Source organism: Pseudomonas reactans (assembly GCF_013385825.1).
GTDB classification, from domain to species: Bacteria; Pseudomonadota; Gammaproteobacteria; order Pseudomonadales; family Pseudomonadaceae; genus Aquipseudomonas; species Aquipseudomonas reactans.
Genome location: NZ_JACAPG010000005.1, coordinates 176,488 through 189,223, shown reverse-complemented (window position 1 = coordinate 189,223; position 12,736 = coordinate 176,488). Strand labels below are relative to the sequence as shown.

Below are 12,736 nucleotides of genomic sequence, written 5' to 3'. Positions count from 1 at the left end.
GGTAGCGTCATGGTTTTATTCGCCGAGGTAGGCACTGCGCACCTCGGGGTGTTCAAGCAAATCCTGGGAGGCGCCGGTCAAGGTGATGCGCCCGGTGTCCATCACGTAGGCACGGTCGGTGACTTGCAGCGCCAGCCGTGCGTTCTGTTCCACCAGCAACAGGGTCATGCCCTGGCGACAGACGTCGTCGATCACCTGGAAAATCTTCTCGACCATGATCGGCGCCAGGCCCATGGACGGCTCATCCAGGATCAACAAGCGCGGGCGTGACAACAGTGCACGGGCCAGGGCGAGCATCTGTTGCTCACCACCGGACAACAGGCCGGCGGACTGATGCAGGCGTTCTTCCAGGCGCGGGAAGTGTTCGAACAATTGGCGCATTTCGCGCTGCACTTGCGCGTTATCGCGACGCAGAAAGGCGCCGGCCTGCAGGTTTTCCAACACGCTCATGCGCGCGAAAATCCCGCGGCCCTCGGGGACCATGGCGATGCCCTGGCGCAGCAGTTTTTCCGGCGCCTGGCCGAGAATCGATCGCCCGGCAAAACGGATATCGCCCCTGGCCGCCGGCAGCAAGCCGGTCAAGGCCTTGAGGCTGGAAGACTTGCCCGCGCCATTGGCGCCGATCAGCGTGACGCGCTCGCCTTCAGCGATATGCAGGTCCAGGGATTTGACGGCTTCAATAGCGCCGTAGCGCACCTGCAAGCCCTCGACGTTCAACAAGGCTTCAGACATGCGCACTGGCTCCCAGATAGGCCTGGATCACCGCCGGATGCTGACGCACTTCAGCGGGTGGGCCGACGGCGATAACCTGGCCGTAGTCGAGCACGCTGATGCGGTCGCATACGCCCATCACCAGCTTGACGTCGTGTTCGATCAGCAACAGCGTGTGGCCGTCGTCGCGGATCTTTTCCAGCAGGCCGCGCAGTTGCACTTTCTCGCTGGCGTTCATGCCCGCCGCCGGTTCATCCAAGGCCAGCAGGCGTGGCTCGGTGGCCAACGCGCGGGCGATTTCCAGGCGACGTTGATGGCCGTAGCTGAGGCTGTCGGCGCGGTAATGGGCAAAGCCGGCCAGGCCTACATACGCTAACAAACGATGGGCATGGGCGCGGGTTTGCGCCTCTTCTTCCTGCGCGCGGCGGTGCCGACTCAAGGCCGCCCACAGGCCGTTGCGGGTGCGCACATGGCGCCCGACCATCACGTTTTCCAGGGCGCTCATCGCATTGAACAGGCGGATGTTCTGGAACGTGCGGGCAATACCGGCTTCGGCCACCTGATGCACGCTGGTGGGCTGATAGTCACGGCCATCCAGCTGGAAGCGCCCGGAATCCGGGGTATACAAGCCGGTCATCACATTAAAGAACGTGGTCTTGCCCGCGCCGTTCGGGCCGATCAACCCGTAGATCTCACCGGGCTGGATGCTCAGGCTCACATCGGTCAGCGCCGCGACGCCACCGAAGTGCTTGTTGACCTGGTCTATCTGCAACAGCGGTGCGTTCATCGTGCCACTCCTTTGGGCCACAGCCCGGCCGGTCGATAGAGCATCGCCAGGATCAGCGCCAGGCCGTAGAACAACTGGCGGATGATTTCCGGGTCCAGCAGCACCTGGCCGAACAGCGCCTGTTGCAGTGGGCCCATGCTCGCGCGCAAGGCTTCGGGCAAGGCCGCCAGCAACACGCAGCCGAGGATTACGCCAGGGATATGGCCCATGCCACCCAGCACCACCATGGCCAACACGGCGATGGACTCGTTGAGAGTGAAGGACTCCGGCGAAACAAAGCCCTGGAATGAAGCGAACAGCGCCCCGCTCACCCCGCCGAACGCGGCACCAATGGCAAACGCCAACAGCTTGAGGCGTACGGTGTTCACGCCCATGGCCTGGGCCGCTTCTTCGTCTTCACGGATCGCCACCCAGGCGCGGCCGATGCGCGAGCGCTCCAGGCGGATGCAGGCAAACAGAATCAGCACCACCAGCGCAGCAAACAGGTAGTAATAGAGGCAGACCGAGGGCAGGCGCAGGCCGAACAGCTCCTGGGCGCGACCGAGGTTCACGCCCAGCAGGTTGACTGGATCGACCTGGGCAATGCCTTTGGGCCCGTTGGTGATATTCACCGGGCGATCAAGGTTGCGCAGCAGGATGCGGATGATTTCGCCAAAGCCCAGGGTGACGATGGCCAGGTAATCGCCGCGCAGGCGCAGGGTCGGCGCACCCAGCACCACACCGCAACCGGCAGCGAGCAGTGCGCCCAACGGCAAGATCAGCCAGATAGATGTATGCATCCCTGCCGGCAACAGCGCGACCAACGCCGGAAACTGTTGCAGCAGATGGGGTGATGAGAGCAACGCTGCCAGATAGGCACCCACCGCGTAAAACGCGATGAAGCCCATGTCCAGCAGCCCGGCGTAACCGACCACGATATTCAGGCCAAGAGCGAGCATGATGTACAGCAGGGCAAAGTCCAGGGTGCGCACCCAGGTGTTGCCGCCGGCATGCCCGACGATCCAAGGCGCCAATACCAGGGCCACGGCGAACAGCAGCACGCCGAGACTCGCACGCTTGCTGGGAGACAGGGACTTGATCATGCGCGGGTCGCCAAACGTTCGCCCAACAACCCCGAAGGACGGAACACCAGCACCGCGATCAACACGATAAAGGCGAACACATCCTGGTAATTACTGCCGAACACACCATTGGTGGCCGCGCCCAGGTAACCGGTACCCAAGGCTTCGATCAACCCCAGCAGCAGGCCACCAAGCATGGCGCCCTTGAGGTTGCCGATACCGCCCAGCACCGCGGCGGTGAAGGCTTTGATGCCGGGCAAAAAGCCCATGTAGAAATGCGCGCTGCCGTAGTTGCTGGCCATCATGATCCCGGCGAGTGCCGCCAGGGCGCCGCCGATGGCGAAGGTGATGACAATAATCCGATTCGGGCTGATGCCCATCAGGCTGGCGACCTGGGGGTTTTCCGCCACGGCACGCATGGCGCGGCCGAAGCGCGTGCGCTCCACCAGCACCAGCAGCGCGACCATCACCGAGAGCGCGATAGCGATAGTAGTCAGCGCCGTGACGTTGGTAATCGCCGGGTGCGCCGAGGCACCGGCCAACACTTCAATCGGCTCCAGTGGCAGCAGTTGCGGGAACATCTGTGGGTTTCGGGTCCAGACCAGCATGGCGATGGTTTGCAGCAACAGCGACACGCCGATCCCGCTGATCAACGGCGCCAGGCGCGGCGCATGGCGCAGGCGGCGATAGGCAACGCGCTCGATCACCACCGCGAGTACTGCGCAAAACGCCATGGCAACGACGGTGGCACACAGCAACACCAGCACCGGCGGCAGTTCTGGAAAGCTCGCCTGCAACAGGCGAATCATCGACAAGCCGACCAACGCGCCAATCATCAACACGTCGCCGTGGGCAAAGTTGATGATGCGCAAAATGCCATAGACCATGGTGTAACCCAGGGCCACCAGCGCGTAGAGACTGCCCGTCATCAGACCATTGAGCAGTTGTTGGAGAAACCCATCCATCAGGACCAGAGACCTCAGTGCGTACAAGGGCGGCACACTAAGCATCTATTCTGTTTTTATCAAATATCAGAAAGTCATATGCATATACCAAACGAATAACAGGCTTTTTATGCCAAAAATACGGCATTTATGGCTCTTTATTCAGGTTAAAAGTTAGTATTTAATTCAACACATGAATAAATCAGAACAGTTAGCCAACGACCCTCCCCTGCGTGCCGTGCGCACCTTCGAAGCGTTCGCGCGCCATGGCGGAGTGAATGCCGCAGCGCGCGAACTGGACGTGTCCGCCTCGGCCATCAGCCATCAACTGCACTTGCTGGAAGATTTCCTACAACAGCCGCTGACCTTGCGTCAGGGCCGCAACCTAGTACTCACCGATGAAGGCCGCGAGTATTACCGCGCGATTCGTTCGGCCTTCGCCGTACTGCGCAGCGCCACCGAGCACGTGCGCGAAAAAAGCGCTACGCGCCAGGTGACCATCAGCCTGATCCCGCTATTTGGCATCAACCTGTTCATCCCGCGCCTGGCGGATTTTCTGAAGGACCACCCGGCGCTGGACATCAACGTGACCTACGCCAACCACCGCAGTTACCCCAGCGATGCGGCCGACCTGTCGATCCGCTTCGGCACCGGGCATTGGCCGGGTTATCACAGTGAGCCGCTGATCTCCGGCGCGGTGACGCCCTATTGCAGCCGCGATTTCCTGGCGCAGCACGGCCCTATCGATTCACCCGAGGCGCTGAGCCAGCTGCCACTGCTGCACGACGAAGAGCGCGGCACCTGGGGCCAGTGGTTCGAAGCGGCCGATGTCGACACCACGGCGCTGAATGGGTTGTTGCTGGAAGACGGCCAACTGGCGCTCACCGCCACCCTCACCGGCCTCGGCTGCGCCTTGCTGCGCGAGCCGCTGGTGGCTCCATTGGTGGCCAGTGGCGAGTTGGTAAAGTTGTTTGAACGGGAGGTCAATGATGGCCGCCAGTACTACCTGTGCCGGCGGGCCAACAGTGAATTGTCGAGCGAGGGGAATGACTTGTATGACTGGATCAAGCGCAGTCTGATCGCCGTTTAACCCAACCTACTGTAGGAGCGAGCTTGCTCGCGAAGAACCCAAGAGCGCCGCGTCAGACCCGATGCGCTGCGTTATCGTTAACGACCTTCGCGAGCAAGCTCGCTCCTACAGAAAGCGATTTCAGCTGCCATTGCCGCCATGGGCTTCTTCGAAGAAGTAGTCCTTCCAACTGGCGGCCTTGTTTTTCAGCACACCGAGTTCCTGCAATTTTTCGGCGTAGATGTAAGTGCGCTGCGGCACGATGGTGAAATCGATTTCCGGGTCCTGGACGATTTTTTCTACCAGGTCCAACGGCAACTTCGATTGCTCTACGCGAATATACGCCTTGGCAGCAGCCGGTTTGTCGGCCTTGATAATTTTCTCGGCCTCGGCCAGCGCGTCATAGAACGCCTTGTAGGTTTTGGGGTTCTCGTCGTGGAATTTCTGCGTGGTGTAGAGCACGTTGAACGTCGCTTGCCCGCCCAGGATGTCGTAGGAACTGAGCACCTTGTGCACGTTGGGATTCAACAGTTCCTGGTACTGGAACGGCGGGCTGGAAAAGTGCGAATTGATCTCCGAACCGCCGGCAATCAGGGCGGCGGTCGCGTCGGGGTGGGCCAGGCTGATGGAGATGTCGTCAAACTTCTTGTAGTTGGCATCGCCGAACTGCTTGGCGGTCTCGATCTGCAGGGTGCGCGACTGGAAACCCACGCCAGCGGCGGGCACGGCGATGCGGTCTTTCTCGGTGAAGTCCTTGAGAGTCTTCACGTTTGGGTTGTTGGTCAGCAGGTAGTTGGGCATCGAGCCGAGAGAGGCAATGGCCTTGACGTTCTGCTTGCCCTGGGTGCGGTCTCACAGAGTGAGCATCGGCGGCACCCCAGCTGAAACCACATCCAAGGCGCCCGCCAACAGCGACTCGTTCATCGCGGTGGCGCCGGAAATGCTGTTCCACTCCACCTTGATATCCAAGCCCTGTTCCTTGCCGTGCTTTTCGATCAGGTGCTGGTCGCGCACCACGTCGAGGATCAGGTAGCCGATGCCGAATTGCTGGGCGATGCTGATCTTGCCTTCGGCCTGGGCGCCGATACTGATCAAGGCTGTCGCAGCAGCCAGCAGGGTCAGGGAAGAACGCTTGAACGTCATAGGAATCTGCCGGGTTTTTAAGAAGGTGATGGAGCCTAGCGGCGATTTTTAAGACTGGAAAAGAATATCGGGATCTATTGTTATGCAAATAACCCACAAACAGGCGCTCGGCTGGTATTGTGCCGCGCTTTGAAAATCTGCCGCACACTGCGAGGAAATGGACGTTGAACACTGACGAAAAAATGACTGGGGACCTGTTCGAGGTGGATAAGCGCCTGTCACTCAAACCCGTGGTGGACTTCAACGCCTACCTGCGCAGCGCCTTCGGCGAAGGCCCGTGCAGCTGTATCCGCTGCACGGCCAGCCAAGGTGATGAAACCGGCTATGAGTTCCAGCACACCTTCACCTTTGACGGCAAACTCACCCACCGCCGCTTCGCGTCCACGGCAGGCAGCGATGTACTGCAAGCGTTGAAGAAAGCCTGGTTGTCGTACACCAAAGCCGAGCTGCCGTTGAGCGGCGTGCTGGCGCTGGACACGGTGAAGGAGTTTGTCGAACCGCAACTGCACAAACGCCTGGCACCGCTGTTTTTGACCAGTGAACTGGTCAAGGATGTGGACAGCGAGCTGCACCTGCAACCGCAAGCCGCATAACCTGTAGGAGCCGGCTTGCCGGCGATGGCGCTCTATCTGCCAGCTAATGGGCTGACTGACACACCGCTATCGCCGGCAAGCCGGCTCCTACGAGGGTGGCGGGTTTACTTACGCGCAGCCTCCCACTGTTTAAGCAAGTCGCCGTAAGCCACGGTCTCGCCCTTCGGCTTCTCGTTGGCCAGTTTCGGTTTCGGCGCGCCCGGCTGGTCGAACCAGTATTGCGCGTCACGCTCTGGGTTCATTTTCGGGCCGCACACCGGTTGCACCTTGGAGCGTTCCAGGCGCGTCATGATCGCGTCTTGTTCCTTGGCCAGGTTGTCCAGCGCCTGCTGCGGGGTTTTCTCGCCGCTGGCCGCCGCCGCGATGTTGCTCCACCACAGTTGTGCCAGGCGTGGATAGTCCGGCACGTTGGTGCCGGTCGGCGACCATTCGGTGCGGGCCGGGCTGCGATAGAACTCGACCAGGCCACCGAGTTTCGGCGCCATGTCGGTCATCGCTTGGGAGTTGATGTCGGACTCACGGATCGGCGTCAGGCCGACGATGGTTTTCTTCAGCGAGACGGTTTTCGAGGTCACGAACTGCGCGTAGAGCCAGGCCGCGAGTTTCTGCTTCTCAGGCGTCGACTTGAGGAAGGTCCAGGACCCTACGTCCTGATAGCCCTTCTTCATGCCCTTTTCCCAGTAAGGTCCGACCGGCGACGGCGCCATGCGCCACTTCGGCGTGCCGTCGGCATTCACCACCGGCAAGCCCGGTTTGACCATGTCGGCGGTAAACGCGGTGTACCAGAAGATCTGCTGGGCGATGTTGCCTTGCGAAGGCACCGGGCCGGATTCGGAGAAGGTCATGCCCGCCGCTTCCGGTGGCGCATAGGCTTTCATCCAGTCCACGTATTTCTGGGTGGCATACACGGCGGCCGGGCCGTTGGTGTCGCCGCCACGGGTGACGCTGGAGCCGACCGGGTGGCAGTCCTCCACGCGAATGCCCCACTCGTCCACCGGCAAGCCGTTGGGCAAGCCCTTGTCGCCGCCACCGGCCATGGAGAACCAGGCATCGGTGAAGCGCCAGCCCAGGGACGGGTCTTTCTTGCCGTAGTCCATGTGCCCATACACGCGCTTGCCGTCGATTTCCTTGACGTCTTCACTGAAGAATTTGGCGATGTCTTCATAGGCCGACCAGTTCACCGGCACGCCGAGGTCATAGCCGTATTTTTCCTTGAACTTGGCTTTCAGGTCCGCGCGCTCGAACCAGTCGGCGCGGAACCAGTACAGGTTGGCGAACTGCTGGTCGGGCAGCTGGTAGATCTTGCCGTCCGGCGCGGTGGTGAATGAGAGGCCGATGAAGTCCTTCAGATCCAAGGTTGGCGAGGTGTAGTCCTTACCTTCGTTGGCCATCAGATCAGTGATGGATTCGGTCTTGCCGTAGCGAAAGTGCGTACCGATCAGGTCCGAGTCGTTGACCCAGCCGTCATAGATGTTCTTGTCGGACTGCATCTGGGTTTGCAGCTTTTCCACCACGTCGCCTTCCTGCAGCAGGTCGTGGGTCAGCTTGATCCCGGTGATTTCGCTGAAGGCCTTGGCCAGCACCTTGGACTCGTACTCGTGGGTGGTGAGGGTTTCCGACACCACGTTGATCTTCATCCCACGGAACGGTTCCGCCGCCTTGATAAACCACTTGAGCTCCTCAAGCTGCTGTTCAGCGGTGAGGGTGGACGGTTTGAATTCGCTGCCGATCCATTTTTTTGCGGCATCTTCGTACGCATCGGCCCAGGCCGACGCGCTCAAACCGCTGAGGGCCAGTACGGCGGCCAATGAAATGCTATGTCGCAGCTTATTGTTCTTATTCAACATAGAGACCTCCAGGTTAATTTCAAAAGGGACTACAAACACCACCGCTCCGTGTAGGAGCCGGCTTGCCGGCGATGGCGCGCTCAAGATCGCTATCGCCGGCAAGCCAGCTTCTACAAGGGCGTGGTATCCGCACTAGCCCCAACGCATCACACTCAACAGCCATACCAGGGAGAGCGCGGACGCCACCCAGATGCTCCAGTCGGTAACGCCGATCACCAGCAAATGCAGGTAGGCGCTGCCGAGAAGACCGATAAACAAGCGATCACCACGGGTGGTGCTGATCGGCAGAAAACCGCGCCGAGGGATGCTCGGCGAACGCAATTCCCAGGTGGTCATACCCGCGAGGATCAGGGCTATGGCACCAAAGAACAGCGCGGTGGGGGTGGTCCAGGCCATCCATTCCATCATCGACTCCTCAGACCCGGCCCAGGGCAAAGCCCTTGGCCACGTGGTTGCGAACAAACCAGATCACCAGCATGCCGGGAAGGATAGTCAACACCCCCGCCGCCGCCAGCACGCCCCAATCGATACCCGACGCCGAGACCGTGCGCGTCATTACTGCCGCGATGGGCTTGGCGTTGACCGAGGTCAGGGTGCGCGCCAGCAGCAGTTCGACCCAGGAAAACATGAAGCAGAAAAACGCGGTCACCCCGATGCCGGAGCCGATCAACGGGATAAAGATCTTCACGAAGAACTTGGGAAACGAGTAGCCGTCGATGTAGGCGGTTTCGTCGATTTCCTTGGGCACTCCGGACATGAAGCCCTCCAGGATCCACACCGCCAACGGCACGTTGAACAGGCAGTGGGCCAGGGCTACGGCGATATGGGTGTCAAACAGACCAATCGACGAATACAGCTGAAAGAACGGCAGCAGAAACACCGCCGGCGGCGCCATGCGGTTGGTCAGCAGCCAGAAGAACAGGTGCTTGTCGCCCAGGAAACGGTAGCGCGAAAACGCATAGGCCGCCGGCAGCGCCACGCTCAGGGAGATCACCGTGTTCAGGCTTACGTAATACAGCGAGTTGAGGTAACCGGTGTACCAGCTCGGGTCGGTAAAGATCACCTTGTAGTTGGCCAAGGTGAAATCCTGCGGAAACAGCGTCAGCCCGCCGAGGATTTCGGTGTTGCTCTTGAAGGACATGTTCAGCAGCCAGTAGATCGGCACCAGCAGGAACAGGATGTAGATCAGCAGCGGAATAACCTTGCGCTTGCTCATGTTGGCGGCCTCAGCGGTTGGCGTCGGAGTGGGTCATGGCGGTGTAGAACAGCCAGGACACCAACAGGATGATCAGGAAATACACCAGCGAGAAAGCCGCCGCCGGGCCCAGGTCGAATTGGCCCACGGCCATCTGGGTCAGGGTCTGACTCAGGAACGTGGTGGCGTTACCCGGCCCGCCGCCAGTGAGGACGAACGGCTCGGTGTAGATCATGAAGCTGTCCATGAAGCGCAGCATCACCGCGATCAGCAGCACGCTTTTCATCTTCGGCAACTGGATATGTCGGAATACCGCCCAGGGCGATGCACGATCAATCCGCGCAGCCTGGTAGTACACATCCGGAATCGCCCGTAGGCCTGAATAGCAGAGCAGCGCCACCAGCGACGTCCAGTGCCATACGTCCATCACCAGCACCGTGACCCAGGCGTCCATGGTGTTGGCGGCGTAGTTGTAGCTGATGCCGAGGGCGTTGAGGCTGTACCCCAACAAACCGATATCGGCGCGGCCAAAAATCTGCCAGATGGTACCCACCACGTTCCACGGGATCAGCAGCGGAATGGCGAGGATGATCAGCACCAGCGACGACCAGCGGCCCTTGGTCGGCATGGTCAGGGCGATGGCGATGCCCAGCGGGATTTCGATCAGCAGCACGCAGGCCGAGTAGATGAACTGGCGCAGCAGCGAGTCATGCAAACGTGGGTCGAGCAGCACCTGCTTGTACCAATCGGCACCGACAAAGTAGCGGCTGGACTGGTCGAAGATGTCCTGCACCGAGTAGTTGACCACGGTCATCATCGGGATCACCGCACTGAATGCCACCAGCAGGAACACCGGCAACACCAGCCACCAGGCCTTGTTGTTCTGCACCTTGTTCATGGCTGCACCTCCAGCAGGTAATCGTCGGCGTACACCATCAGCCACTGCGCGGGAAAGCTGATGGAGGCCTGGCCTTCGGGCACCGGTTTGTCTTCGGCCAGGCGCACCTTGAGCAAGGCGCCATCCAGGTTGAGGGTAATGATCTTGTAGGTGCCAAGGTCTTCAAGGTGTGTGACATCGGCCTGCATCGCGTCGGGATTGTGCTCGTCCCACACGTGGATGAATTCCGGGCGGATGCCGACCTGCAATTTCTTGTAGTCGGTGCTGGCAATGCGCTGCTGCAGGGCTTCGGACAATGGCAGATGGGTGCCGGCAAAGCGCACTCCGCCCGCCTCGGCCTGCACCTCGATCAGATTCATCCCAGGGCTGCCGATGAAATAGCCGACAAAGGTGTGGCTAGGCCGTTCGAAAAGATCCCGGGGCGTGCCGAATTGCACAATCTGCCCGCCGTACATCACCGCGATCTTGTCGGCGAAGGTCGAGGCCTCCAACTGGTCATGGGTGACGTAGACCATGGTGATGTTGAACTGCTCGTGGATTTGCTTGAGCTTGCGCCGCAGTTTCCACTTGAGGTGCGGGTCGATCACCGTCAGCGGTTCATCGAACAGGATTGCCGACACGTCGTCACGCACCAGGCCGCGACCCATGGAGACTTTCTGTTTTTCGTCTGCGGTGAGGTTGCGCGCTTTTTTGCTCAGCAGGTTTTGCAGGTCGAGGACCTCGGCAATTTCCTGCACCTTGCTGTGAATTTTCGCCTCGGCCATGCCCTGGTTACGCAGCGGGAACGCCAGGTTGTCGAACACCGTCATGGTGTCGTACACCACCGGGAACTGGAACACCTGGGCGATGTTGCGTTTTTCCGGGGTGAGGTCGTTGACCACTTTGGTGTCGAACAACACCTGGCCTTCGGACGGGCTGAGCAGGCCGGAGATGATATTGAGCAAGGTCGACTTGCCGCAGCCCGACGGCCCGAGTAAGGCGTAGGCCCCGCCCTGCTCCCACACGTGGTTCATTTCCCGGATGGCGTAGTCCTCCGGACCACTCGGCGTAGGGCTGTAGCTATGCGCCAGGTTCTGCAAATGGATCTCGGCCATCAGGCAACCCTCGCGACACGGCGCCCGGGGGCCTGGACCAAACGGCCCTGACCATCGAACACAAACAGTTTATGGGTGGGGATGTACACACGGATCGGCGCGTCGACGTCGTACTCGTGCACACCCGGCAAGTGCAGCACCAGCAGGAAATGCTCGCTGCGCACGTGCAGGAAGGTTTCCGAGCCGCTGATCTCCGCGACTTCCACGGTGACCGCCAACTCCAGGTCGTCATCGTTGCTCGGCACCAGGCTGATATGGCTGGGGCGTACGCCGAAACGGAACTCGCCTTCGCCAATGGGGCGCAGGTCGACGTTCAGCGGGAAGTGCACGAAATTGGCGAAGCTCACTTCGTTGCCGCTGATGCGACCTGGCATCAGGTTGATCGGCGGCTCGGAAAACAGCTCGGCGGCCAGCACCGTCTGCGGCTGGTGATACACCTCGGCGGCCTTGCCGCTCTGGATCACCCGGCCTTCGTGCAGGATGGTGGTGGTACCGCCGAGGGCCAGGGCTTCGTTGGGCTCGGTGGTGGCGTAGATGGCAATAGTGTGGCGCGCGGCGAACAGCTCGCGCATTTCCTGACGCAGTTCTTCGCGCAGTTTGTAGTCCAGGTTTACCAGCGGCTCGTCGAACAGGATCAGCTCGGCGTCCTTCACCAGCGCGCGGGCCATGGCCGTGCGTTGCTGCTGGCCGCCGGAGAGCTCCAACGGGTGGCGCTGGAGGAATTTTTCGATGCGCAGCATTTTCGCGGTTTCCAGCACCTTGCTTTGGATCACCTCATTGGACACACCGGCCTGGCGCAGCGGCGAGGCGATGTTCTCGAACACGGTCATGGTCGGGTAGTTGATGAACTGCTGGTACACCATCGACACGTTGCGTAGGCGCACCGGTTTCTGCGTGACATCCACGCCGTTCATCAGGATGCGACCGCTGTTGGGCTTGTCCAGGCCGGCCATCAGGCGCATCAGGCTGGTTTTGCCGGACAGGGTGCGGCCGAGCAAGACGTTGAAGGAACCGGCTTCGAAACGCATGGTGGCGTCGTCGATCCAGGTCTGGCCTTCGACAACGCGGGAGACATTTTCCAGGGTCAATGACATGACACGACCTTTTTTATTATTGGAATGAATCTGGCCAGTTGTCAGAGCGAGTTTCGTGCCAAAACGGCAAGTGGTTGATGTGCAAGGAAATGGGCCGAAAGCGATGTTCGAGAGTGAACAATCTGACTGAACAACTGAACAGGTCGGGGGTTGACAATGAACAGTTCTGAACAACACTGAATAGACTTTTCTGCCATCACGCCCCCTGTAGGAGCCGGCTTGCCGGCGATAGCGATCTGGAGGACGATGCAGTCCTAGAGGGCCTCATCGCCGGCAAGCCGGCTCCTACAAGGGAGGTCG

At 60.4% G+C, this 12,736-nt stretch carries 12 protein-coding genes and 1 pseudogene; 2 read left to right on the top strand and 11 right to left on the bottom strand.

The window, feature by feature from the left end; genetic code table 11:
- Positions 1 to 15: 15 nt before the first annotated feature.
- Genes HX868_RS05620 through HX868_RS05605 form a run of 4 tightly spaced genes read right to left on the bottom strand, consistent with a single transcriptional unit; the run spans position 16 to position 3,524 of the window.
- Positions 16 to 732, bottom strand: a complete 717-nt coding sequence (locus HX868_RS05620) for an ABC transporter ATP-binding protein (RefSeq protein WP_177002185.1) — start codon at positions 730 to 732, stop codon at positions 16 to 18.
- A complete protein-coding gene (locus HX868_RS05615; protein WP_016977293.1) occupies positions 725 to 1,498 on the bottom strand; it encodes an ABC transporter ATP-binding protein in 774 nt (257 codons plus the stop codon). Before HX868_RS05615 ends, HX868_RS05620 begins: the two co-directional genes overlap by 8 nt.
- Complete coding sequence (locus HX868_RS05610; protein ID WP_177002184.1) at positions 1,495 to 2,580, bottom strand: ABC transporter permease subunit; 1,086 nt, start codon at positions 2,578 to 2,580, stop codon at positions 1,495 to 1,497. Before HX868_RS05610 ends, HX868_RS05615 begins: the two co-directional genes overlap by 4 nt.
- Complete coding sequence (locus tag HX868_RS05605) at positions 2,577 to 3,524, bottom strand: branched-chain amino acid ABC transporter permease (RefSeq protein ID WP_177002183.1); 948 nt, start codon at positions 3,522 to 3,524, stop codon at positions 2,577 to 2,579. The genes HX868_RS05610 and HX868_RS05605 overlap by 4 nt, the downstream gene beginning before the upstream one ends.
- A gap of 172 nt (positions 3,525 to 3,696) precedes the next feature.
- Here HX868_RS05605 and HX868_RS05600 point away from each other — a divergent pair, with 172 nt between their 5' ends.
- A complete protein-coding gene (locus HX868_RS05600; RefSeq protein ID WP_177002182.1) occupies positions 3,697 to 4,593 on the top strand; it encodes a LysR substrate-binding domain-containing protein in 897 nt (298 codons plus the stop codon).
- A 120-nt stretch (positions 4,594 to 4,713) separates the two neighbouring features.
- Here the strand turns inward: HX868_RS05600 and HX868_RS05595 are convergent.
- Positions 4,714 to 5,715 (bottom strand): annotated as a pseudogene (locus tag HX868_RS05595) (ABC transporter substrate-binding protein).
- Between the two features lie 164 nt (positions 5,716 to 5,879).
- On the opposite strand from HX868_RS05595, the gene HX868_RS05590 reads away from it, so the two are divergent.
- Complete coding sequence (locus HX868_RS05590) at positions 5,880 to 6,308, top strand: hypothetical protein (RefSeq protein ID WP_177002181.1); 429 nt, start codon at positions 5,880 to 5,882, stop codon at positions 6,306 to 6,308.
- A gap of 104 nt (positions 6,309 to 6,412) precedes the next feature.
- Here HX868_RS05590 and HX868_RS05585 read toward each other — a convergent pair whose 3' ends face one another.
- The 6 genes from HX868_RS05585 to HX868_RS05560 form a co-directional block, all read right to left on the bottom strand.
- The gene (locus HX868_RS05585; RefSeq protein WP_038843653.1) at positions 6,413 to 8,155 is read right to left on the bottom strand and encodes an ABC transporter substrate-binding protein; all 1,743 of its coding nucleotides are present in this window, start codon (positions 8,153 to 8,155) and stop codon (positions 6,413 to 6,415) included.
- A gap of 132 nt (positions 8,156 to 8,287) precedes the next feature.
- Positions 8,288 to 8,560 (bottom strand): DUF2160 domain-containing protein, encoded by a 273-nt coding sequence (locus tag HX868_RS05580; RefSeq protein WP_010209675.1) that lies wholly within the window; start codon positions 8,558 to 8,560, stop codon positions 8,288 to 8,290.
- A gap of 10 nt (positions 8,561 to 8,570) precedes the next feature.
- A complete protein-coding gene (locus tag HX868_RS05575; RefSeq protein WP_003174634.1) occupies positions 8,571 to 9,371 on the bottom strand; it encodes a carbohydrate ABC transporter permease in 801 nt (266 codons plus the stop codon).
- Positions 9,372 to 9,381: 10 nt separating this feature from the next.
- Positions 9,382 to 10,248, bottom strand: coding sequence for a carbohydrate ABC transporter permease (locus tag HX868_RS05570; RefSeq protein ID WP_010209674.1), 867 nt, complete (start codon positions 10,246 to 10,248; stop codon positions 9,382 to 9,384).
- On the bottom strand, positions 10,245 to 11,342 hold the full coding sequence (locus tag HX868_RS05565) for an ABC transporter ATP-binding protein (RefSeq protein WP_177002180.1): 1,098 nt from the start codon (positions 11,340 to 11,342) through the stop codon (positions 10,245 to 10,247). Before HX868_RS05565 ends, HX868_RS05570 begins: the two co-directional genes overlap by 4 nt.
- Entirely contained in the window at positions 11,342 to 12,436 is a 1,095-nt protein-coding gene (locus HX868_RS05560; RefSeq protein WP_177002179.1) for an ABC transporter ATP-binding protein, read from the bottom strand. The genes HX868_RS05565 and HX868_RS05560 overlap by 1 nt, the downstream gene beginning before the upstream one ends.
- Positions 12,437 to 12,736 lie beyond the last annotated feature (300 nt).